The sequence below is a fragment of the Segatella copri genome, assembly GCF_019127135.1.
Lineage (GTDB): Bacteria > Bacteroidota > Bacteroidia > Bacteroidales > Bacteroidaceae > Prevotella.
In genome coordinates, this window is sequence record NZ_JAHOEA010000019.1 from 36,755 (window position 1) to 61,604 (window position 24,850).

Below are 24,850 nucleotides of genomic sequence, written 5' to 3' on the forward strand. Positions count from 1 at the left end.
AAAAAAGTTTATCTAAAGTAAATTACAAACGTTTAGAGTTTTTTCATCTCTTCTTTCCATGCAGAATAAGCCTCGAGATAAGCCGAACGGTTAGCCTCATCAGGATCAATGACTGCAAGTTTCTTCAATGAAGCAAAAGCCTCATCATGATCCTTATAGATACCGGCACCAATACCAGCACCCTTAGCAGCACCTGCACTGCCATCAGTCTCATAAAGTTCGATTGTAGCACCACTAACACCCGCCAAGGTATCTCGGAACAACGGACTGAGGAACATATTAGCCTTACCTGCATGAATTTTCTTGATATCCATACCCATCTGCTGCATGATTTCCATTCCATAGCAGAAACTGAAGACGATACCCTCTTGTGCAGCACGAACAATATGAGCACGATTATGCTTATTAAAGCTGATGCCACGAATAGAACAACCAACTTCCTTATTCTCTAATACACGCTCAGCTCCATTACCAAATGGGATAATCTTAACACCATCACTACCTATTGGCACAGATGCTGCAAGATCATTCATATCCGCATAGCTTACATCAGGAGTGATATTTCGATGAACCCACGCATTCAATATACCTGTTCCATTGATACACAACAATACACCAAGACGGTCAAGGTCTGTTGTATAATTAGCATGAGCAAAAGTATTGACACGGCTCTTTGGATCATAGTTTACATCACCCAATACACCATATACAACTCCTGATGTACCTGCAGTACTTGCAATTTCACCCGGATTGAACACATTCAGACTCACAGCATTATTTGGCTGGTCACCCGCACGATAAGATATTGGTGTACCTTCTTTCAGACCAAGTTCTTCAGCTGCCGCTTTACTTACTACACTCTGTACAGAGAATGTAGGAACAATATCAGCCAGAATGCTTTCATCGAAGCCAAAGTAATCAAGCAGGAATTTAGCTGGTTTCTTCTGGGTAAAATCCCACATCATACCTTCAGAAAGACCGCTGATAGTTGTCTTTACTTCACCAGAAAGCTTCATTGCAAGATAGTCACCAGGAAGCATGATCTTATCAATCTTGTCAAACAGTTCCGGTTCATTTTCCTTTACCCAAGCAAGTTTTGATGCAGTAAAGTTTCCTGGAGAATTGAGCAGATTACGCAAGCAGAAGTCCTCACCTAAAGCATGAAAAGCCTTCTCGCCGTAAGGTACGGCACGCGAGTCGCACCAGATGATACTAGGACGCAAAACCTGCTGATTCTTATCTACACAAACCAAGCCATGCATCTGGTAAGAGATACCAATAGCAAGGATATCCTCACCCTTGGCACCAGATTCCGCCATGATTTTCTTAAGCGCCAACTTAGCATTGTCCCACCACATCTGAGGATCCTGCTCTGCCCAACCGGTCTTTACAGCTATAATTGGGGCTTCATGATCCGGATAGAATGCAGAAGCTACAATTTCACCATTGTCAACATCAGTAAGTGAAGCCTTTACAGAACTTGAACCTACATCAAAACCTAATAAATATCTACTAGCCATAGTTTATTCGTTTATATGTTTATTATTTATAATTTTTCGGTTATAGCCTTTTATAAAGTCTACATATATTACGAACATACTACAACATTCCCCTTAGAAAAAATAATATTTAAAACATTTCGTCATTAAAAAGACTTTGAGGAGTGCTATCACCAGCCTTATTCTCCTCTTCATTACTCTTTTCTAATACAGAAGATGAAAAATTGAACATTAACTGCTGTACGGCCTTTGAATCAAAGTTGAGATGATATACGCCATACCCTTTACCTTTCTCTATAAGCGATTGTGGATCTTTAGCGCATCGTGTGAGATATTGCGTAACATAGCCATGTACATCCTTATAATTCAAAGGTGTAAAAATAGAATTACAAGTATTATATACATGGCGAGCTATTTTTTCTACTTTTAGCCCCTTACTGCCTGCTGCTAAAAGAACATTGAATATCTCCTGATCAAGTTTCATATAATAATCTTAACTATCGTCCCCTTTCAAGAGAGAACATAAAATGAAAAAACCGCGGTTACTCACTTACAAGCAACCGCGGCTCTTTGAAAATAAACCTTATTTAAGCGAGAGCAACCTTATTGTCCTCATCCTTAATCTTACCCTCTTTGAAGAGCCAGCCGATACCAAGGATTACATCCTCTGTACTGATATTAGCAGCCTTAGCAATCTCTGCTACAGTGAGAGCCTTCTCTGAAGCTGCCAATGCCTGATATACATCACCAGCTCTAAAACCTGCGTTCTCTGCGTTCAAGTAAAGAACGTCCTTCTTTGTTGTAGTTTCCTTCTTTGCTGCAGAAGCCTTCTTTGCTACTGGAGCCTTCTTTGCTGCTGGCTTCTTTGCAGCAGTCTTAGTTGTCGCTTTCTTTTCTACCATGTTTTAAGAATTTTATGATTCTATTGAGCTTCATTTTGTCGGCTCAACCTTAATATCTGCTGCAAATTTATAACTTTTATTTCGAAATAATGTTAGAAAAAAAGAAAAAACAACCATTTATAAACAAAAGTGCTGCATTTCTTGATTTACGTCAAGAGACACAGCACTTTATTTACTAAAAATCAACTACTTATTATAAATAATTGAATATTTCATAAGGCATTTAAATCATATATTTGCTGATACAAATACCTTTATTCCGTCTTTTTATTCTGCCTTCAAATCAAGCTTGATTTCCAATTCATCCAACTGCTTAGGATCAAGTTCAGAAGGAGCATCGAGCATTACATCGCGACCAGAGTTGTTCTTTGGGAAAGCAATACAATCACGAATACTGTCGAGACCTGCCAGAATGCTGACAAAACGGTCTAAACCGAAAGCAAGACCTGCGTGAGGTGGTGCACCATACTTGAAAGCATTCATCAAGAAGCCAAACTGTGCCTCAGCACGCTCTGGAGTAAAACCAAGAACCTCGAACATCTTCTCCTGCAGCTTAGTATCGTGAATACGGAGAGAACCTCCACCTACTTCAATACCATTGCAAACAAAGTCGTATGCCTTGGCACGAACCTGCTCAGGATGCTCATCGAGCAATGGGATATCATCAGGATTTGGCATAGTGAATGGATGGTGCGTAGCCATCAGGCGCTGCTCCTCATCGCTCCACTCAAAGAGAGGGAAGTCAATAATCCAAAGACACTTGAATACGTTCTTATCACGAAGACCAAGACGGTCACCCATTTCCAAACGCAAAGAGCAAAGCTGAATACGTGTCTTGTTAGCATTATCACCGCTCAAAATCAAAACAAGGTCACCATCCTTGGCTCCCATTACGGTCTTGATTTCAGCAAGTTCCTCTGGAGAATAGAACTTATCGATGCTACTCTTTACAGTACCATCAGCATTATACTTGATATATACCAATCCCTTGGCACCGACCTGAGGACGCTTAACAAAATCAGTCAATTCGTTCAACTGCTTACGACTATAATCAGCGCAGCCAGGAACACAGATACCACCGATATACTTAGCCTCATCAAATACAGAGAAATTACCCTTGCCTGTGAAAGCATCTTTCAACTCAACAAATTCCATACCGAAGCGCAAGTCTGGTTTATCACTACCAAAACGGCGCATAGCTTCGTGCCAGGTCATCTGCTCCAACTTAGGAAGTTCTACACCACGAATCTCCTTGAACAAATGGCGAGCCATTTCCTCGAAAAGGTTGATAACATCATCCTGATCAACAAAACTCATTTCACAGTCAATCTGTGTAAACTCTGGCTGACGGTCAGCACGAAGGTCCTCATCACGGAAGCACTTGGCTATCTGGAAATAGCGGTCGAAGCCAGCAACCATCAAGAGCTGCTTCAAAGTCTGAGGGCTCTGTGGAAGAGCGTAGAACTGACCTGGATTCATACGAGAAGGAACCACAAAATCGCGGGCTCCCTCTGGTGTACTACCAATAAGAACAGGTGTTTCAACCTCCATGAAGTTCTGTGCATCGAGGAAGTTACGAATCAAGATGCACATACGATGGCGCAACTCCAAATTCTTGCGCACAGCAGGACGACGCAAATCAAGATAACGATACTTCATTCGGATATCATCACCACCATCAGTATTATCTTCGATAGTGAAAGGAGGAGTCTGACTCTGAGAGAGTACATTGAGTTCCTTCACCAGGATTTCGATGTCACCAGTATCCATTTTAGGATTCTTGCTCTGTCGTTCACTTACTACACCCTTTATTTGAATGCAGAATTCACGACCTAGCTTGTTAGCTGCATCACACAAGTCTTTGTTATCAGCCTCGTTGAAGACCAACTGTGTGATACCATAACGGTCGCGCAAATCGACGAATGTCATACCACCCATCTTTCTTGAGCGCTGTACCCAACCAGCAAGTGTCACTTCCTTGCCAGCATCAGAGAGACGTAACTCTCCACATGTGTTACTTCTGTACATACCTTATAATATTATATTATTATTTTCCAAAGTGCAAAAGTACAACAAATAACGGAAAGGACAAAATAAAATCGCGAAAATATTATTAAAAATATCTTCGCGACCCTATTAATGTGACCAAAAGTCACAGATATACATATTAAATGGTTTTATCTCTGCTTTTTTAGAGATTTATTTCTTCATTCGTTTGAAAGCTTGACGATGAAAACGTTCCTCAGCCTTAATGACACTAAACACCTTATTAGGTGGCAAGATGGTCATAAATCTAGAATGATACTCTTGCTGCAACTGTTTCAGCTGAATATCCAACTCATCCTGTCTTCTGATAGCTTCGGCACAAGCCTCATTATCATTCGGATTCACATGACGGAAGCGGCGCATTTCATCGAATATCATACGCATTTTCTTGCCCATCTGTCGATAAACCGGGAAGAATTTAGCAGCTTCACTCGGCGTAAGACAAGCATTAGTCGTAATAAATTGTTCCAGTTCTGCCTGAAACCTTTTAGGATCGAATCCACCATGATGTTTTCTACCCTGAGGCTGTGAAGCAAGCGAAACCAAACTAATCATCAGTATAGCTAAAAGCGCAAGAAACCTATGTTGCATTATCTTTATCATACCTTATCTTTATTGTTAAATCTTTATCTGTAGACAAAAAGAAATACCAACCATTAATTTTCTGCAATCAGCGATGCATAGATAGTTTCATTATCCATCATCGTATAATCGGCCATCTCATTAAAAGTTGCATCCTCATTATTATTCACAGCACCTTTCTGAACCATGTGGTCCACATGGGCCATAGCAGGCTTGCTGCTTCCCATATATTTCAGCGCCACGACCGAGCCACCTCCCATCACAGCTAATACAGCAACAGCCGCTGCAATTTTTCTAAGCGGCATACGCTGCCACAGGCTAGGCTGCATGTGAATGATGCGGGGTTCCTGCTCCGGCAAATTTGCCATCACCCTATCAGTAAGCTGGTCAAAATAACCAGCCGGCACCTGGAAATGGTTTTTCTTACCAAAACGGCTATTTAATATATTGTCTTCTTTTAACATATATCTTATTCCTTTCTTTTTTACTTTATTATATAGACGAGAAATATCCTAAAAGGTTTAATCCTTACGATTGAAAAAATCGGTTATTTTTTTCACTGCAAGATGATAGGAAGCTTTCAGAGCGCCTTCGCTTGTTGACAGCACCTTGCTAATCTCTGAATATTTCATATTATCATAATATTTTAGAGTGAAAACTGTGCGCTGTACATCGGGCAGTTGGGCTACAGCCTCTTGCAATTCTGCCTGAATCTGGTCTCCATCAAAATAATCGTCTGCCAGAAGACGAGAAGCTAAGCTCGGTTCGTCCTCGGTACTGACATTAATCATTTGTTTCTTGCGTCTCAAGAAATCAAGCGCTTCGTTAACGGCTATACGATAAAGCCATGTTGAAAGCGAAGACTTCCCCTGAAACGAATCCAGATTGGTCCAAGCCTTGACAAAGGCATTCTGCAACACATCATCAGCATCATCATGATCTATAACGATATGGCGAACCTTCCAATACAACGACTCGCTATACTGCCTGACCATTACAGCAAAGCCTTCGCGTTGGGTCTTAGGATCCTTGAGCATCGCCAAAAGTTCTTTATCCTTCATCATTGCTTTTATAAATGTGTTGTTTATAGATATTTCCTCAACATATCGAATATTACCGCATCAAATCCATACACATCAGAATATTCAGCTATTCTGCCTCCCGCAAACGGATAGAGCGTATAATAGGTTATGAAGAGAGGTACTTGTGGATTCACTTTAACGTTGCTCACAACAAGTTTTTTATTGGCAAGCGAATCTGCGGTCATCGAATAGTATATTTTTTCCTTCAGTTTCTTATTTTTATCAGCCAATAGGAAGACTGCGAAATCGTAAGGTTTTTCTATTCTGACGCATCCGTGTGAAACGCCCCTATCTTCTCGTCCGAACACTCCCTTGCTGTTAGTATCGTGCAGGAAGACCGAGAAATTATTATCAAAACGGAAGATGATTCTTCCCAAAGCATTACCCTTTCCTCCCCGCTGTGCAATACCGTAAGCTCCAGAAAGAAGCATGGAACGAGTCACCCTGTTAAGATCAACTTCCTTACCAGTTGCCACTTCCCTCACATAGTAGTTGCGCGAATGAAAGTAAGCATGATTACCCACACGATGCATCATATCATGGATAACGATGCTACGGGGTACAAACCACTGGGGATTCAGCTCCATACGTTTGATATGACTGTTCAAAATCGGCGTCTTAGTCTTATTAGCTCCACATCCTATACGCATCGAGAGCGTATCCTGATGATCGATAGCCATCAGATGAAAGGATGGAATATTCACGACTACGTATTTTTCGTGTTGCCAAGGATTATCATACTGTCTCCAGCGGCATCGTTCCATATTGCAGAGAATTTTATTTCTCATGGCTTTGTTCAAGCCACCAGCCTTCAATTTCTCCATCAGCTGATAATAGAAAGGATTCTTTGGCTGAACTTCCTTCAAGAAGGAAGCCACCGAGTCACATCTAATCATTTGCATAGCCTTAAGAAAAAATGCATCATCAGCATGTGCCATTTTCACATCAAACAGACCTCTGAACCGTACAGGTCGCTTGGTACTATCATAAGGATTGGGAGCAAGAGTATCTAAACGGTTGAAAACAAAACTAGGATTCATAAATCCAAAATTCTGCCCCATCGTATATCTGAAGTAAGCCTTGGTCAAGCGATACTCCAGTCGGGCTATCACTTGATTAATCTGATTATCAGCTGAATCTAGTTTTAAATCTCGTAACCTGTCAATATCTCGGGCAATAGCATCCACATAGAACCGACGTTTATCAAATCCCATATCCGCTACGGAACGCAGGCAAGTCACCAGGGAGTCAGCCTGACTATTTACCCCATGACGTGTAATCCAAAGCAGACTACCTTTATTCTGGTAATATCGACGGGTATGCAAATCGGCAGCATGACGATCTTTGTCGTTTCGCATGATACTATCCAACAGATTTCTTATAACCTTTGAATTAATAGCATAAGCCGAAGAACGGGAGTTTTTGAACTCATCTAACGATAAATGAAAATTGCTGTTTGGTACTTTGTCGTGGCAAGAACAGAACATCAAACAGCAAAAAATGATAAGTAACGAAGTATGAAAGAACTTCACTTTCTGATTAAAGTTTAACGGCATTCTATGGCCTCTTCAATATCATTAATGCTTCACGCAAATTTTGCGCGTAAAGCTATTTCCCACTTTTACAATATAGATACCATCAGCCAGCGGCACGTTTACTCTCTTGTCATTACCTTCTATTCGGAAAGTCTTAATTGTAACACCTGCCACATTATATATTCTCACCACCTGTCCGCTAGCACCTGTGATATGCATCACACCACCAGCATAGTTCAAGTTGATGTCTGCCACATCTAAGTCTGCCCATTCTATATTCCCCTCGTTAGCCATAGCAACAGAAGGTATAGAAAGTGCAAACATTGCAATTGCTAATATCGAAAGTAAAGTTCGTCTCATAAATTTCCAAGTTTCGTTATAACCTATTGTTCTTTCTGCAAAGATATATAAAAAAAAGGAAACTCACCATCTTCCCGACGATAAGTTTCCTAAAAATTAGCTTTTTTAACCTTTCATCAGGAAAAAAGAACCTAATTCACATTATTTTCTAAAACAACCACCACTTTACATGATGCCATCAGCGCGAAGTTTCTGCTGCCATTTCCATGCAGAAGCCAACACGTCCTCAAGCTTAGCCTCAGCCTTCCAGCCGAGCACCTTGTTCGCCTTGGTGCAATCGCCCCAAATCTTCTCGATATCGCCCTCTCTTCGTGGACCATACTTCCAATTCAGTTTTACACCAGTAGCCTTTTCAAAAGTCTCAACAATCTCGAGTGTTGAGTTTCCATTACCTGTACCGATATTGAAATATTCAATAGGCTCTGTTTCCTTATCAAGAACACGTGCCATTGCTGCAACGTGAGCCTTTGCCAAGTCTACAACATAAATGTAGTCGCGGATACAGGTCCCATCAGGAGTATCATAATCATTACCAAAGATAGTGAGTTCCTTGCGGATACCCATAGCTGTCTGAGTAACATATGGAATCAAATTGTTTGGCACACCATTTGGCAGCTCACCAATTTCTGCAGAAGGATGTGCACCGATAGGGTTGAAATATCTCAACACAATGCTCTTGATGGCTGCACCACTATGGATATAATCTGCAATAATTTGCTCATTGATTTCCTTAGTATTGCCATAAGGTGAGGTAGCCTTCTGATGAGGAGCCTCTTCTGTTACAGGCAAATTCTCTGGCTTCGGTTGACCATAAACGGTACAAGAAGAAGAGAAGATGATACCCTTCACCTGATACTTTGGCATAAGTTCCAGGAGATTGATAAGCGATACGATATTGTTGCGATAATACAACAATGGTTTCTGTACGCTCTCGCCTACCGCCTTGCTGGCAGCAAAATGAATAATACCCTCAATATCAGGATACTTCTGGAATACAGCCTCGGTAGCAGCCTTGTCGCGCAAGTCAACCTGCTCAAAAGCAGGACGAATGCCTGTAATCTTCTCAATGCCATCGAGTACTTCAATCTTTGAGTTTGAGAGGTCATCTACAATAACAACATTGTAGCCAGCCTGCTGCAACTCTACAGTAGTATGGCTACCAATGAAGCCTGTACCACCTGTAACAAGAATAGTTTGTTTCATAATCAAATATAGTTAGTTTGAAGAATTATTTTATTTCTTCTGCAAAAGTACTGCAAAAATCTGAAAAACAGAAAGATTTTTCAAAAAAAACACTTTTTTCCTTTGTTTTATCTATTATTTATACTATCTTTGCAGAAGATAAATAGTAAAAAGGCTCTAAGAAAATGGAAAAAAACATGAAACATTATAATGTAGAACAAAACATGAGATATTTGCAGTTGCTCTCTCAGTCGTTCCCAACAATAGCAGAGGCGAGTACTGAGATTATCAACCTGCAAGCCATCCTCAATTTGCCAAAGGGTACCGAGCATTTCCTTGCCGACATCCATGGTGAGTATGAGGCCTTCCTGCATGTTCTGAAAAATGCATCAGGAAATATCAAGCGTAAGGTAAACGAACTCTTCGGCAATACCCTTCGCGAACAGGAGAAGCGAGAGCTCTGTACTCTTATTTATTATCCTGAACAGAAACTGGAACTCGTCAAGCAGAATGAACCAGATATCGATGACTGGTACCACATCTCCTTACACCAGCTGGTGGCAGTATGCCGTGATGTTTCCAGCAAATATACCCGAAGCAAGGTACGCAAGTCACTGCCATGCGATTTCTCTTACATTATCCAGGAACTTTTGCACGAGCATACTGAAGATCATGACAAGGCTGCCTATGTCAATGTCATTGTTGATACGATTATCAGCACAGGCAGAGCTGATGATTTCATTATCGCTATAGCCAACGTCATCCAGCGCCTGGCTATCGACCAGCTCCATATTCTGGGCGATATCTACGATAGAGGTCCAGGAGCCCACATCATCTTGGACAAGATGCGCCGCTACCACAGTTGGGACATCCAGTGGGGTAATCACGATGTACTATGGATGGGAGCAGCTGCCGGCAATGATGCCTGCATCTGTAATGTGATCCGTCTCTCCCTGCGATACGCCAACCTCTCGACATTGGAAGAAGGCTATGGCATCAACCTCGTGCCGCTCGCTACTTTTGCGATGGAAACCTACAAGGATGATGAATGCAAAGAATTTCTGCCTAAACTCAGCGGAGGTGCAGCTGCAATGGATGAAAAGACCCAACGGCTCACCTCTCAGATGCACAAGGCTATAGCTGTCATCCAGTTTAAATTAGAGAGCCAGCTCTTCAAGAAGCACCCGGAATGGAAGATGAAAGGACGCTGTCTCTTTGACCATATCGATTACAAGAAGGGTAAGGTAGAGATTGACGGAAAAGAGTATGACATGACTTCCTGCCACTTCCCTACCATCGATCCGGACAATCCAGACAAACTATCTGAAGAAGAGGAAATTCTGATTCATAAACTGCATCATTCGTTTATGGTCTGCGAGAAGCTGCACAAGCATATCAAGGTTATGCTGCAGCATGGTTGTATGTATGCTATCTTCAACAACAACCTGCTTTTCCATGCATCCTGTCCGCTCAACGAAGACGGTTCATTAAAAGAGGTAGAAATCTATCCAGGCAAGAAATTCAGCGGAAGAGCCTTGATGCATCATACAGGCATGCAGATACGTACGGCTTTCCAATCAGATTCTGATCCGAACGAAAAGGAATATGCCATCGATTATTTCATCTACCTATGGTGCGGTCCTGACAGTCCGCTCTTCGACAAGAGTAAGATGGCCACCTTCGAGCGCTATTTCATTACCGATAAGGAGACTCATAAAGAAGAGAAGGGATACTACTTCCTGTTGCGCGATAACGAGCAGGTTATCGACCATATTATGGATGAGTTTGGGGTAACCGGTCCTAACCGCCATATCATCAATGGGCACGTGCCCGTTCGCACAACCAAGGGCGAGAACCCTATCAAGGCAAACGGCAAGCTGATGGTTATCGATGGAGGTTTCTCTAAAGCCTACCACAACGAGACTGGCATTGCCGGCTACACCTTAGTATATCACTCCCGCGGATTTCAGCTGGTCCAGCACGAACCATTTACGAGTATGGAAGATGCTATCAAGCGAGGTACCGACATCAAGAGTATTACACAAATTGTAGAAATGTCGAACCGCCGAATGCTGGTAGCCGACACAGATATAGGTTGCGAACTCCGTAAGCAGATAGAAGACCTGAAGGAGCTTCTCTATGCTTACCGACATGGTTTCATCAAGGAATCAGAAAGGAAGAAGTAAAAGAGGGTGTGTCATAAGTCCTGATTATGGCAGCCGAGGACGGGCTGAAAGCCCAAAAGCTCCTAGCCCAGGGCAGCGCCCTGGGTAAAGTTGGTAAAAACGAAGTCGCCCTGAAAGGGCAAAAGCTTTGAAATTGAAAGCTTTTGCCCTTTCAGGGCGACTTTTTTGTATTTGTTCTAAAACCCAGGGCGCTGCCCTGGGCTAGGTGCTTCTGCCCTTTCAGGGCGTATTGGATGTGACTTATGACACACCCTCCTTTTTTTCAGAATTTTCTGAACCGTAATCTCAGAGTTTTACTCTTCAGTTGCATCTTGCTTCCTGTCATTATCTCCTTGGCAAAATGTTCATTCAGATGATTGATGCCACAGGCACGCAAAGAATCATTCATTTGGGTTAGAAGTACATCGCCTCCATAATCTTCATGCCATTTATTACGATAAACAGATGTAATCAGCAAGCTGTCAGAGGTTTGCTCAAAACGGAGATAAAATCCTCTACCATCACTAAAATAATCATAATCAGAAACCTGAATCAGCTTATACTGGCAGCCCCAGAACACGCGCTTATCTGCAAAACTACACGTACCACCTGTAGCTAGAGTATCTACCTGCTCCAGATGCCAGAAGCCATCCAAATCGCCATTCTGGCTTGTTTCTACCTCGCATGAACAGAGAGTGAACACCATCATGGCAAGGAAAAATATTCCTATTATCTTTTTCATATTTCCTACTCTATCCTATTATTATTTATTTTTCGTCAGCAATCCACGTTTACTGATGGTTATCTGCATACCGGCATTATGTCCCAGCATCTTTTCGCTTCCGAAATCCATCGCATAGCCTGCCTTCAACTGCCATTGATGTGGAAAATCGTAATGACCCTCTACCAGAAAACTTACATTATGATGCTTTTTTGTAAACGGGTTGCTATATGTACCCCAACCTTTCTGATAGGTGCCTAATATACGATAGCCCAACCGCTGAGCAGGCTGACCATCGAAGCCCAGATGATAAGCTATGAAACGGTTGTTTCTGATATCAATACATCCGTCGTTATTATAAATAGGCGAACGGTAGAGTGGATTTCCTATCACCTGTCCCCAATGCTGCCATCCAGGATAGATGCTGTGGTTATAATAATCATCAGTACCCGCTATATGGTCTGCGATACCCGATGTACGGTCGTGATTATAAGGACCACTCTGGTATTTAGTATAGAGATACTCTAATACTACATTTTTCAGCCAGCGCGAATACTTCAGATTCAGTTCGAAGCCCAGCATGATATCCTTCAACGAATACATGAAGAAACGGCGTTTTACTTTCTTATTCCAGTCTGCGCCCTCACCATATCCATTATAGTCGAGAAGAAACATCTGACTATGATCTTCGAAATAATGATCGGCATAGATGGCAGCCTTCCATCTGTCAGCATCATAATTGATACGCACCAGCCAACTGCCCAACTGGTTGCCGGCAACATTGGCATAAGCCCCTTCACCTGCATCAGAGCCCGTTGCCGACAGCGCATGCCAGAAGCCTTTCAAATTTTTCTCGGTAGGAATCTGTACCATACTGTCACCTATTGGACGATACGCATTGCCACCAAACTGAGCAACCATCTCCAAGCCCATTTCTATGCTGAGCGGACAGAAAGCGTTCTCATTGCCGATACGCAAGAAACCAGCCTTGCTGTGATAGAGAATGTGGTCGCAATATTTAGTCTGCCGTTTCGTGAAATCATGCTGCCAGCCATCATCTGTAGTCATACCATAAGCTAAATGACCTTTCAGCTGCAACCAGCCATTACCAAACGGAAGCGTCCAATATTCTGGAAGCGCCAGACGAACCTGAGGTATCGGGCGGGCATTAATACCCAGACACTGGCTTCCACTGGAAAGCGACTGATTTTTCATCTCCATCGGATATTCCTTAGCACCCGCTGTCAGCACACCATAAAGCCATCGAGCCTCTACATAAGCCTGCTGTACTACAACATCGCTTGTATAGTTTACCGGAATAGCCACATCCACTCCATAGCCAACTGCCCAGCGACGAGCAGAATCAACAGAGAGTGGACGAACCAAACTTCCCCTGAGATAACCGTTATTCTTCTCTAAAGAACTTAATCCATGTTTATTTGCGTTAAGCCACAGAGGCGTTTTACCATTCGAAAACGAACCTTGCATCTCAACACCATACTCTATACCTTTCCCAAGATCTGTTTTCTCTGAGTCATTACCCTCTTGCCACATATATTGAGCCATAGCAGGAATACCCCAAATACAGAGTGCGAAGCATTGTACAATTCTTGTTTTGCTCATAATTAAATTGATTCTTTAAAGATAATAACGTAAGTCTCTTCAAAATATTGCATCTCTTTCGGAAAATAAAAAGAGCAACACTTGCCTCTCTTTTTGGAAAACAAGCATTGCTCTTTGATTTTATTATCGTTTTATCCGAAGTTATCGTACATGATACTCTCTGGATCAACACCGAGAGAATCGAGATAATCGGTAACGGTCTTGATCAGCATTGGAGGTCCGCAGAGATAGTACTCGCAATCCTCTGGTGCCTCGTGATCCTTCAAGTAGGTGTCACGGATGCAGTTAACAGCAAATCCCTCGTAGTACTTCACGCCCTGAGCATCTGCCACTGGGTCCTTGCGGTCGAGTGAAAGATGGAAGTGGAAGTTAGGGAATTCCTTCTCAAGCTCCCAGAAGTCTTCCAGGAAGAATGCCTCACCCAATGCACGCGCTCCGTAGAAGAAGTGAAGCTCACGGTCGGTGGTGTGCAGGGTCTTGGTCATGTGCATAATCTGAGCACGCAATGGAGCCATACCGGCACCACCACCAATCCAGATCATCTCCTTGCCCGATGTGAAGTTAGGATGGAAGTCGCCGTAAGGACCACTCATCATTACCTTGTCGCCTGGCTTCAATGAGAAGATGTAAGAAGAAGCAATACCTGTTGGTACGTTCTGGAATCCTACCTGTGGACGTGGCAAGAATGGAGTTGTAGCGATACGTACGGTCAGGGTGATGATGTCACCCTCGTCAGGATAGTTCGCCATAGAGTAAGCACGAACGGTAGGCTCTGGGTTGTGAGCCTTCAAGGAAAGAATGTTGAACTTCTTCCATGCTCCGATGTACTCCTCGCCAATGAGATCCTTATCGAAGTCCTTGTCATAATCGATGCAGTCGTATGCAGGAATCTTGATCTGAGCGTAAGAACCCGGAACGAAGTCCATGTGCTCGCCTGGAGGCAATGCCACCTTGAACTCCTTGATGAATGATGAAACGTTCTTGTTGGAGATAACCTCGCACTCCCACTCTTTCACGCCCATCACACTCTCAGGCACCTTGATCTTCAGGTCGCCCTTCACCTTGCACTGACATCCCAGACGCCAGTGGTCCTTAATCTGCTTGCGGGTGAAGTGAGGCTTCTCTGAATCGAGAATCTCGCCGCCGCCCTCGAGCACCTGAACCTTACACTGGCCACAGCTTGCCTTACCGCCGCAGGCAGAAGGCAGGAAGATGCCGTTCTCATTCAGCGTAGTCATCAAACTGCTGCCCTGAGGCACGTTGATGGTCTTGTCGCCATTGATTTCGATATTTACATTTCCGCTAGGGCTCAGATACTTCTTAGCCACGAGCAGGATGATAACCAGCAGGAGAATCACCACGAGGAAAACTCCGATACTAGCCAATATAAATGATGTATTACCCATATCTATAGTCCTCCTATTTTAGATTTTCAAGCCTGAGAAGCAAAGCATAGCCATTGCCATGAGGCCTACTGTGATAAATGTGATGCCGAGTCCCTGCAATGGCTTTGGCACGTCGCAATACTGCATCTTCTCGCGGATGGCTCCCATCAGGACGATGGCGAGAGTCCAACCCAAACCGGAACCTACGGCATAAACGATGCTATCCCATACAGAGGTGATAGCCTGAGTATTGGCAGGATCCATCAGGATGCGCTGCTGCATGAAGAGAGAGGCACCCATGATGGCACAGTTTACGGCAATCAATGGCAGGAAGATACCCAAGGCTGCATAGAGCGATGGTGAGAACTTCTCTACAATCATCTCGACCAGCTGCACGATACCGGCGATGACGGCGATGAAGAGGATGAAGCTCAGGTAAGTGAGGTCAACACCCAGAATGCCATCGGCGCTGAGCACCTTGGTCTGCAACAGGTAATCTACAGGCACGGTGATGAGCAACACGAAGGTTACTGCCAAGCCCAAGCCCAAAGAGGTCTTCACGTTCTTGGATACTGCCAAGTATGAACACATACCCAGGAAGTAGGCGAAGATCATGTTATCGACGAAAATCGAACGGAAAAACAAACTTATTGCGTGCTCCATCTTACTTCTCCTCCTTATAAATATAGGCACGATGTACCCAGATTACACATCCAACGAGAATCAATGCCATGGCTGGCATGGTCATCATACCGTTGTTAACATATCCGAAGTTGTAAGCTCCCTCTGGAATCAGCTGGAAACCGAGCAAAGAGCCGCGGCCCAGGAACTCACGAACAGCACCCACAATCACGAGGATGAGGGCGTAACCCAAACCATTACCTACACCATCGAGGAATGAAGGCCAAGGCTTGTTCATCATGGCGAACGCCTCCAAACGACCCATCAGGATACAGTTGGTGATGATCAAACCCACGTACACAGAGAGCTGCACGCTCACGTCGTAGGCGAAAGCCTTCAACACCTGGCTCACGATGGTAACCAGGGCAGCAACTACCACCAACTGGACGATGATACGGATGCGCTGAGGGATGGTGTTGCGGATGATGGAAATAATCACGTTAGAGAATGCCGTGATGATAGTAACGGCAAGTCCCATCACAATGGCTGGCTTCATCTGAGAAGTAACAGCCAGGGCACTACAGATACCAAGCACCTGGACGAGGATAGGGTTGTCGCCGTTCAGTGGCTTGATGAATGCCTCCTTATTTTGTTTACTAAATAATGCCATAATTTCGCTTAATTATTTAATGAATTTAGCAAGACCTTCCTTGAGCATTGCATCCACACCGTTGGATGTCAATGTAGCACCGGTAACGGCATCCACATTGTTAGGGTCGCTGGCAGGAGCGTCTTTCTCAACGCCCAGAGCGATGCCCTCTACTCCATCCTTGTGAATCTTCTTGCCCTGGAACTTCTGCTGCCACTTCAAGTTGTCCTTGATTTCAGCACCGAGTCCGGCTGTCTCGCCTTCGTGGTTGAAATATACGCCATAGATGGTGTTGTTGTCAGCATCCACGGCGATGAAGCCTGAAATGCCGCCCCAAAGACCCATACCCTTTACAGAGAAAACAGTCTTCTTCTGACCATCAATCTCGCACTCGTAATACTTCATGCCGTCTTTCTCCTTCTCATCCTTCACCACCTCTTTATATTTGGCAGCCGCAGTTGCGTTGTCAAGGTCGCGCAGGTTCAGGGAGTTCAGAATCTGCTTCTGAGTATCAAGAGCCACGTTGGCATCCTGTGTTGCCTTCAGTGAAGAAGACACAAACGCGAGCAGGAATGCCACGATTACCACGATGATAACCGAATAGATAATAGTATAGCTATTTGAATTTGTCTTCATATCTACATTCCTCCTACATTATTTAATAGCACGTTTAGCACGGCGTGAGATGTTGCCCTGAACTACACAGTAGTCGATGAGTGGAGCAAACATGTTGCCGAAGAAGATAGCGAGCATCATACCCTCTGGATAACCCGGGTTCATCACACGTACGATAACGGCGATGGCACCGATGAAGAATCCGTAGAAGTACTTACCCTTCTCGGTACGGGCAGAGGTTACAGGGTCGGTGGCCATGAACACGGCACCGAAGCAGAAACCACCCAGCACGATGTGCTCATACCAGGCGATAGGAGTCATACCGAGAGCCTGGAAGATAAGCGCCATCACGATGCCGCCTGCAAATACTGAACCCATGGTCTTCCAGGATGCGATGCCTGTCCAGAGAAGGATGATGGCACCGATGGCGATGGCGATGACTGAAGTCTCACCGATACAGCCAGGAATGAAACCGAGGATAGAATCGCAGAGACTAGCTGAAGGCATGCTGCCCTGAGCCAGCTGACCGAGAGGAGTAGCAGCTGTGAAGCCATCAGGCAGGGTGTTACCCAGACCGAAGATAGCGTCCTTAGCTACCCAAACCTTATCACCACTCATAGCCAATGGATATGAGAAGAAGAGGAACATACGGGCACCTACAGCCACATTGAAGATGTTCATACCGGTGCCACCGAAGATTTCCTTGCAGAAGATAACTGCGAAGGCGCACGCCAGGGCGAGCATCCACAACGGTGTAGAGATAGGAATAATCAATGGGATGATGATACCGCTGACGAGGTAACCCTCCTGGATTTCCTCGTGCTTCCACTGAGCCCAGGCAAACTCGATGCCGAGACCCACGATGTAGCTAACCAGCAACTTAGGAAGGACAGCCAGGAATCCGAAGCCGAAGACCTCGATGAAGCTGGCAGCATCCAGTGTGCCTGCAGCCTTGAAATTCTGGTATCCCACATTATACATACCGAAGAGCAATGCAGGAATCAGGGCGATTACCACAAAGCTCATGATGCGCTTCGAGTCGATGGAATCGTGGATGCTGGCTCCGCTCTTCGCTGTCGTATTAGGCACGTACAGGAAGCTCTCAAAACCGTCAAACACGCTCTCGAAGGCATGCAGCTTACCTCCCTTCTGGAAGTTAGGCTTTATCTTATTGAGATAATTTCTTAATGCACTCATTATTATAATAATTAATAGTTAAAAGTTTATAGGGGTTTAGCAGCATTGCTATCAACTATAAACTGTCAACTGTAAACTAAAACTAAGCGTTCTCCTTGCGCAGGGTGTTCAGACCCTCGCGTACAATCTTCTGCAATTCGAGTTTGGATGAATCCACGAACTCAGCCACAGCAAAATCTTCAGGGCTTACCTCGTAAATACCGAGCTGCTCCTGCTTGTCGATATCGCCGGTGATGATTGCCTTGATGAGATACTCACCATAGATGTCCATCGGGAGCACCTTGTCATACTCGCCGCTCATGATCATGTGGCGCTCGCCACCCTTCACGCGGGCATCGAGATTATACTCCTTCTTCTTGCCGAAGAGCCAGGAGAGATATGAACGCGATGTAGAGAACTGATCGGTACGTGGAAGAATCCAACCCAGCATCTCGTCGTTGTCATCACCCTCTGGGATAGCTGTAATCTCTGACGTATGACCACCTACGAAATCGGCTACAGTTGTCTTTACACCTGTAAGAGGATTACCATTGATAAGTCGCACATGGTCAGTAGTTTTCAGCTGATTGGCTACAAAACTGCTTAAAGGTGCACCCACCAGTACTTCTGCATAGCCAGGAGTCTTGATTTCACTACCAGCCACAGCCACAGTCTTGTGCAGGTCAACCTTACCTGTAAGGAAGAGTCTTCCGAAGAAGATAACCGATGCAGGATCAACTGTCCAAACCACCTCGCCCTTGTTTACAGGGTCGATGTTGTTCACCTGTACGCCTACATTACCGGCTGGGCAAGGACCGTCAAAGACATTGAGTTCTACGTTCTTAGCCTCGCCGAGCGCATTGCTGTGCTGGTCAACGCCAACGCCAAGATAAGTTTTCGCAATCTTGCTCAAGGCTGTCAAACCCGTCTGGAAGGCCTCTTCGTTGCCTTCGAGTTCAACCTCAAAGTCAGCAGCGAGCGGCATGTCGCGGAGAGCGGAAACGAAAATTGCCTTAGGCTTGGTGTCAGGAGTTGTGGACACGGCATAAGGCAACTGGTTGATGTATCCGAAGAGACCAGCCTCAAGCAGCGCCTGCTTGACAGCCTCACCGTCTAATGCATCAACGTTTTTCTTACCAAAATCCGTAGAGGTCTGTACTGCGTCGGCTTTCACCTTCACGCAGAGCACCTTTCGGCGCTCCCCTCTCTCAATGGCGGTTACTTCACCGCTCACTGGCGAGGCAAACTTCACCTCCGGGCAAGCCTTGTTCACAAACAAGGCATCTCCGGCATTGACATGATCGCCCTCGCGTACCACTACCTTAGGAGTCACACCCACGAAAGCCGCAGGAACCAGCGCATACTCGCCAGCCTGAGCCACCTGGAGCGTTACATCCTTGGAAGCCTTACCCGTAAGGTTAATGTCCAAGCCTTTACGTAACTTAATTACATTTGCCATAACTACATTAAAAAATATTAAATATAAACTTACTAATCACTTCAAGATATATGCGTCAGCGCCCTCATCAAGACGCTATACTGGCCATCTGCCATAAAACATATATTTTATCTACTTCTATGCTGAAACTTCTAACGTGCTGCAAAAATAATGAAAAAAAGTGATATAAAAAAGAAAAATTGTGTGAATTATTCGATTTTATGCCGAATTTTCCGTAATTTTGTCGCAAAATTCAAATTAGTAACATTTTTGTAAACTAGAGAAAGCAACTCTGAAACATTTAAAACATATCATCAATAGCATTATATGGACGCTGGCAGCTGTCTATTTTTTGCTTGTCGTACTGTTGCACGTGCCACCAGTACAGGCCTTCATCGGCTCTGAAGTAGCCGGTGCGCTGGCTCAGAAATTCGGCACTCAGGTAAGTATCGGAAAGGTGAACCTGGGCTTCTTCAACCGCATTATTATAGATGATGTCATGATGCTCGACCAGAAAGGCGATAGCATGATCTGTGCTTCGCGCGTATCTGCCAAGCTCGATTTCCTGCCGCTCAAGGATGGCAAGATTTCGGTTTCATCAGCCCAGCTCTTCGGTCTCAACGCCAACATCTACAAGCAGGATGCCAAGAGCCCGATGAACATCCAGTTCGTGCTCGATTCGCTGGCTTCGAAAGATACCACCCGTCACACTCCGCTCGACCTGCACATCGGAAGCCTGATTATCCGTCATGGTGCCGTTGCCTACAACCAGCACGATATTGCGCCTAAGCCAGGCGTCTTCTCGCCGCAGCATCTAGGCATCAGAGACCTCTCTGCCCACATCATCCTGAGTCATCTTACCGATAAAGATATCCATCTGATAGTCAAGAAGATAGCGCTGAAGGATAAATCAGGACTTCAACTCAAGAATCTGAGATTTAAACTCGATGCTGACCAGCAGCAAGCCTTGCTCAGAGACTTCAGCATCGAACTTCCCCACTCCCAGCTGCAGCTCAACGACCTGCGCGCAACCTACCGCATCGAGAACAAGCATATCGTGAAGCCTACACTCCAGTTTCAGGGCGGCATCAAGCCGTCCACCATCACGCTTGCAGATATTGCCTGCTTCGTTCCTGAGTTCAGCAAGTTCAAGGACGCCCTGCAACTTCATCTCCAGTTCTCGGGCACCAGCACCTCAGCCCGCATCCATGACCTCGAGTTCAAGACTCAGAGCGGCAGTCTGCTGCTCCGGGCAAACGGCCGTGTGAGCGATTGGGACCGTATGCTGCGCTGGAAGGCCAACATTTCAGCCCTCAAGATATCCGGTGATGGCATCGGAGAGGTTTCCAGGAATCTGGGCAAACGCATCAGCATTCCGAAAGAAGTGTTACGCTTAGGCGACATATATTATATAGGTGAAGTCTATGGTGCAGGCAAGAAAGCAGGCACCCGCGGCCAGCTGAAGACCGGTGTGGGCGAAGTAGCCATCAAGGCCGAAAAAGCTGGCGATGAGCTCAAGGCAAGCATCAATACCCAGGGCATCAACCTGGGCCGCATCCTCGACAACAGGCAGTTTGGCATCCTGGCAGCCTCGCTTTCGGCTCACGGCAACAAGCAGCATTTCTACGCCAAGGGCAGCATTCCGCGCTTCGATTTCAACAAGTACAGCTACCGCAACATTCAGATAGACGGAAGCTATAAGCAGGGACTGGTAGAGGGACTCGCATCCATCGCCGACCCTAACGCCAACATCCAGGTAGAAGGCTCCTACTCCATTCCACGCAAGCAGTATGCCGCAACAGCCCATGTACAGCATCTGCTGCCAACCATCCTGGGACTGAAGGTTTCTGACAAGACCTACAGTCTCGATGACATCACCGTAAGTGCCAAGAACCAGGGCAGGGACAGCTATTTCGACCTCGAAGCCCCGTTCGCCAGCATACATGTTGACGGAGAGTACGATTACGCTACCCTCGCCAAGAGTTTCACCAACCTGGTAGCCAGCAAGCTGCCAACCCTTCCGGGCATTGGCAAGGTAGACAGGAGTGCGAAGAACCATTTCACCTTCCAGGCAGAAATCACCTCTACCGAGATTCTGCAGCGCATGCTGGGCATTCCGCTGCAGATAGAGCAGCCTGTCTTTGCAGACGGATTCATGAACGATGCAGAGAAAACCGTCAACATCTACGCCAACGTACCTGGCTTCAACTATGGCGGCAAAGACTATCATGGAGCCAAAGTGCGCCTGCACACCATCAACGATTCGCTCAAGGTAGATGCGCAGATCAGACAGGGCAAATGGGGCGATAACGGTCCGGCTATCCACGTAAAAGCAGCCGCTGCCGACAATCATCTCTTCGCCAAGCTCTTCTACAACAACCATTCGGCAAAACTCCCTATCCAGGGAAACATCGATGCGAGGGCGCAGTTCTTCAAGAACGAGGACAATGTTTCTACCGCCCACGTCAGCATACATCCGTCTGAAATCAGAATCGACGGCACACCTTGGGAGGTTCATCCTTCCGACATCATCTACAGTAAGAACCGTCTGCTGGTAGACCATTTTGCCGTGAGCCACGATCAGCAGCACGTCATCGTTTCGGGTCTCGCTACACCCGAGAAGACCGATTCTATCGTAGCTGATCTGAAGGATGTAGATGTAGCATACGTGCTGAACCTCATCAATTTCCATTCGGTAGATTTCACCGGCAAAGTTTCGGGCAAGGCGGTAGTAAAGAGTCTGTTCAACGACCCGGATGCCTACGCCCAGCTGGATGTAAAGGAGTTTACCTTCGAAAACGGTCCGCTCGGTGTGCTCCATGCTGGAGTCAACTTCAACAAAGAGCTCGAACAGATTGACATTCATGCAGTTGCCGATGATGGTCCTGAGCATCAGACACTCATCAACGGATATGTCTCGCCTAAGCGCAACTATATCGACCTGGGTATTGATGCTCAGGGCACCAGCATGAAATTCCTTGAGAATTTCTGCGGCAGTTTCATGAATCAGGTAGAAGCCTGGAGCGATGGCCATCTCAACGTGGTGGGCGATTTGAAAAACATCAATCTCGTGGGCGACCTTACCGCTCACGGCAAGGTACACCTCAAGCAGCTCAACACCGATTACACCTTCGATGCGCTCCATGCCCACGCTATCCCAGATGATATCCTCATAGAGAATGATACCATCTTCGACCGCAACCGCAACATAGCCATCCTGAGCGGAGGCATCCACCACAAGCACCTCACCAGGCTGAGCTATGACCTCGATATCAAGGCACACAACTTCCTGGGCTTCGACACCCGCGAGTTTGGTGACAACACCTTCTATGGCACTATCTATGCCACGGGCGATGTGGGCATTCACGGCAAGAGCAGCGAAACCGTCATCGACATCAAGGCAGAGCCGGAACCGGGCAGCATCTTTGTATATAATGTGGCAAGTCCGGACGCCATCAGCGACAAGAGTTTTATCCACTGGCATGAGATTGTGCCGGATATCATGGACAGTCTGCAGAACCCTTCAACCACCAAGCAGGTGGACGATGACATCGATTTCGAATCAGATATGCGCATCAATTTCCTAGTTAATACCAACCAGAACCTAACGCTCAAGCTGATGATGGATGAGCAGTCGGGCGATTACATCACCCTCAACGGCGATGGCGTGATTCGCGCCAACTACTTCAACAAGGGCTCGTTCGATATGTTTGGCAACTATGTGGTTGATCATGGCACCTACAAGCTCACCATTCAGAATCTCATCAAGAAGGAGTTCGAGTTCATGCCTGGCGGAACCATTGCCTTCGGTGGCAACCCATACAATGCCCCACTCAACCTGCGAGCAAAATATACCGTCAACGGAGTGCCGCTGAGCGACCTTCGCATCGGCCGTTCGTTCTCGGGCAACAACATCCGCGTAGACTGTCTGATGGACATCACCGGCACGCCTCAATCGCCAAAGGTAGATTTCTCCATGGACCTGCCTACGGTTAACAGCGATGCGAAGCAGATGATATATTCGATCATCAATTCTCAGGAAGAAATGAACCAGCAGGTGCTCTATCTTCTGGGCATCGGCCGATTCTACGCTCAGACCAACAACAACCAGGTGAACGAGGATGGCGAACAGCAGAGTCAGACATCGCTTGCGATGCAGAGTCTGTTGAGCGGCACCATCTCGCAGCAGCTCAACACCGTACTTTCCAACGTGGTGAAGAGCAACAACTGGAATTTCGGAGCCAACATATCCACGGGCGATGAAGGTTTCAACAATGCCGAGTATGAGGGCATTCTGAGCGGCAAGCTGCTCAACAACCGTTTGCTCTTCAATGGTCAGTTCGGTTATCGTGACAATCCGAATGCCACGCAGAGTTTCATCGGCGATTTTGACCTCCGCTACCTCATCTTCCCTAACGGCAACCTCGCCATACGCATGTACAATCAGACCAACGACCGCTATTTTACGCGCAACAGTCTGAACACGCAAGGTTTAGGTTTGATCATGAAGAAGGACTTTAACGGCTGGCGCGATTTCTTCGGCATCAAAAAGAAGAAGAAAAAGAAATAAAAGACAAAAAAAGAGGGTGTGTCATAACCAGATGACTCACCCTCTTTTTATTTTCAGATAGCAGTCGCCTAATATGAGTCCAGTTAAGATTGTGTACGAACTCGTACACTTTTTCAAAATCAGGAAACAGAATATAGAAATTCCGATAATGTTAGAGATTGTTGAATGTTGAGTGGTCTATATGCCACGATGAAAAGGTGGCGTATAGACCCTTGATTATATGGTGATATTCGTAATCTACATCTCCGCTTTCTGTTTTTTATGAATTGCTCAGATTCTTAATGATTTCTAAAGGCAGCTGGGTAGCCTTGGCAACCTGTTCGGCTGAAAGTCCCATTGCCAGCATATTCTCAGCTATTTCCAGGGCTTTCTGGTTCATACCTTTTTCCATACCTTCCGCAAGACCTTCTTGCTTACCTTTCGCCATACCTTCCTTCATACCAATTTCCTTACCCTCAGCTATGCCTTCACGCTTAGCGGTGTCTACGGAATTCTTGATGTCGCGATATGCCATCTTGCTGGTCTCGTACTCCCTCATTTCCTGCGGAGTAAACTTGGCTATCTCAGCTTCCTCGAAGAGGCGGTCGAAAACCTTGTCGCACAGCTCCTTCGGACGCTGGGTAAGCTTATAGAGGTTCTTCAGTGCATAGAGCCACTTCTCGTAGAGCGTATCCAGTTCTTCCAGGGGTTTGTTGAACT

At 45.6% G+C, this 24,850-nt stretch carries 21 protein-coding genes; 2 read left to right on the forward strand and 19 right to left on the reverse strand.

Going from position 1 to position 24,850, the window contains the following annotated elements; all coding sequences use genetic code 11:
• Positions 1-32: 32 nt before the first annotated feature.
• The 10 genes from KSW37_RS06880 to galE form a co-directional block, all read right to left on the reverse strand.
• On the reverse strand, positions 33-1,520 hold the full coding sequence (locus tag KSW37_RS06880) for a xylulokinase (protein ID WP_217313814.1): 1,488 nt from the start codon (positions 1,518-1,520) through the stop codon (positions 33-35).
• Between the two features lie 109 nt (positions 1,521-1,629).
• Positions 1,630-1,983: a hypothetical protein gene (locus KSW37_RS06885; protein ID WP_217313815.1), complete on the reverse strand. Its 354-nt coding sequence runs from the start codon at positions 1,981-1,983 to the stop codon at positions 1,630-1,632.
• A 103-nt stretch (positions 1,984-2,086) separates the two neighbouring features.
• Positions 2,087-2,401 (reverse strand): winged helix-turn-helix domain-containing protein, encoded by a 315-nt coding sequence (locus KSW37_RS06890; RefSeq protein WP_217313816.1) that lies wholly within the window; start codon positions 2,399-2,401, stop codon positions 2,087-2,089.
• A 267-nt stretch (positions 2,402-2,668) separates the two neighbouring features.
• Positions 2,669-4,429 carry an aspartate--tRNA ligase gene (aspS, locus tag KSW37_RS06895; protein ID WP_217313817.1) on the reverse strand — a complete coding sequence of 587 codons (1,761 nt, stop codon included), beginning with the start codon at positions 4,427-4,429 and terminating at the stop codon, positions 2,669-2,671.
• A 171-nt stretch (positions 4,430-4,600) separates the two neighbouring features.
• A complete protein-coding gene (locus KSW37_RS06900) occupies positions 4,601-5,038 on the reverse strand; it encodes a hypothetical protein (protein ID WP_233400411.1) in 438 nt (145 codons plus the stop codon).
• A 65-nt stretch (positions 5,039-5,103) separates the two neighbouring features.
• Positions 5,104-5,493, reverse strand: a complete 390-nt coding sequence (locus KSW37_RS06905) for a hypothetical protein (protein ID WP_217313819.1) — start codon at positions 5,491-5,493, stop codon at positions 5,104-5,106.
• A gap of 57 nt (positions 5,494-5,550) precedes the next feature.
• Positions 5,551-6,093 carry an RNA polymerase sigma factor gene (locus tag KSW37_RS06910; protein ID WP_217313820.1) on the reverse strand — a complete coding sequence of 181 codons (543 nt, stop codon included), beginning with the start codon at positions 6,091-6,093 and terminating at the stop codon, positions 5,551-5,553.
• Positions 6,094-6,113: 20 nt separating this feature from the next.
• Positions 6,114-7,469, reverse strand: a complete 1,356-nt coding sequence (locus KSW37_RS06915; protein WP_217313821.1) for a L,D-transpeptidase family protein — start codon at positions 7,467-7,469, stop codon at positions 6,114-6,116.
• A 219-nt stretch (positions 7,470-7,688) separates the two neighbouring features.
• Positions 7,689-8,006, reverse strand: a complete 318-nt coding sequence (locus tag KSW37_RS06920) for a T9SS type A sorting domain-containing protein (protein ID WP_217313822.1) — start codon at positions 8,004-8,006, stop codon at positions 7,689-7,691.
• A gap of 165 nt (positions 8,007-8,171) precedes the next feature.
• The gene (gene galE / locus KSW37_RS06925; RefSeq protein WP_144150875.1) at positions 8,172-9,209 is read right to left on the reverse strand and encodes a UDP-glucose 4-epimerase GalE; all 1,038 of its coding nucleotides are present in this window, start codon (positions 9,207-9,209) and stop codon (positions 8,172-8,174) included.
• 176 nt (positions 9,210-9,385) lie between these two features.
• On the opposite strand from galE, the gene KSW37_RS06930 reads away from it, so the two are divergent.
• Positions 9,386-11,374, forward strand: coding sequence for a fructose-1,6-bisphosphatase (locus KSW37_RS06930; protein WP_217313823.1), 1,989 nt, complete (start codon positions 9,386-9,388; stop codon positions 11,372-11,374).
• Between the two features lie 262 nt (positions 11,375-11,636).
• Here the strand turns inward: KSW37_RS06930 and KSW37_RS06935 are convergent, their stop codons facing one another.
• The 8 genes from KSW37_RS06935 to KSW37_RS06970 form a co-directional block, all read right to left on the reverse strand.
• Positions 11,637-12,095 carry a lipocalin-like domain-containing protein gene (locus KSW37_RS06935; RefSeq protein ID WP_217313824.1) on the reverse strand — a complete coding sequence of 153 codons (459 nt, stop codon included), beginning with the start codon at positions 12,093-12,095 and terminating at the stop codon, positions 11,637-11,639.
• Positions 12,096-12,116: 21 nt separating this feature from the next.
• Positions 12,117-13,697: a capsule assembly Wzi family protein gene (locus KSW37_RS06940; RefSeq protein WP_217313825.1), complete on the reverse strand. Its 1,581-nt coding sequence runs from the start codon at positions 13,695-13,697 to the stop codon at positions 12,117-12,119.
• 131 nt (positions 13,698-13,828) lie between these two features.
• Complete coding sequence (nqrF, locus tag KSW37_RS06945) at positions 13,829-15,103, reverse strand: NADH:ubiquinone reductase (Na(+)-transporting) subunit F (RefSeq protein WP_022121847.1); 1,275 nt, start codon at positions 15,101-15,103, stop codon at positions 13,829-13,831.
• 18 nt (positions 15,104-15,121) lie between these two features.
• Positions 15,122-15,745 carry an NADH:ubiquinone reductase (Na(+)-transporting) subunit E gene (gene nqrE / locus KSW37_RS06950; protein ID WP_117664010.1) on the reverse strand — a complete coding sequence of 208 codons (624 nt, stop codon included), beginning with the start codon at positions 15,743-15,745 and terminating at the stop codon, positions 15,122-15,124.
• A 1-nt stretch (position 15,746) separates the two neighbouring features.
• A complete protein-coding gene (locus KSW37_RS06955; RefSeq protein WP_217313826.1) occupies positions 15,747-16,373 on the reverse strand; it encodes an NADH:ubiquinone reductase (Na(+)-transporting) subunit D in 627 nt (208 codons plus the stop codon).
• 12 nt (positions 16,374-16,385) lie between these two features.
• Positions 16,386-16,988, reverse strand: coding sequence for an FMN-binding protein (locus KSW37_RS06960; protein ID WP_217313827.1), 603 nt, complete (start codon positions 16,986-16,988; stop codon positions 16,386-16,388).
• Positions 16,989-17,006: 18 nt separating this feature from the next.
• Entirely contained in the window at positions 17,007-18,164 is a 1,158-nt protein-coding gene (locus KSW37_RS06965; RefSeq protein WP_217313828.1) for an NADH:ubiquinone reductase (Na(+)-transporting) subunit B, read from the reverse strand.
• 82 nt (positions 18,165-18,246) lie between these two features.
• A complete protein-coding gene (locus KSW37_RS06970; RefSeq protein ID WP_217313829.1) occupies positions 18,247-19,602 on the reverse strand; it encodes a Na(+)-translocating NADH-quinone reductase subunit A in 1,356 nt (451 codons plus the stop codon).
• A gap of 352 nt (positions 19,603-19,954) precedes the next feature.
• Here KSW37_RS06970 and KSW37_RS06975 point away from each other — a divergent pair, with 352 nt between their 5' ends.
• Positions 19,955-24,151 carry a translocation/assembly module TamB domain-containing protein gene (locus tag KSW37_RS06975; protein ID WP_217313830.1) on the forward strand — a complete coding sequence of 1,399 codons (4,197 nt, stop codon included), beginning with the start codon at positions 19,955-19,957 and terminating at the stop codon, positions 24,149-24,151.
• A gap of 259 nt (positions 24,152-24,410) precedes the next feature.
• Here the strand turns inward: KSW37_RS06975 and KSW37_RS06980 are convergent.
• On the reverse strand, positions 24,411-24,850 hold a 440-nt coding region (locus tag KSW37_RS06980), incomplete at its 5' end, for a PD-(D/E)XK nuclease family transposase (protein ID WP_217313831.1).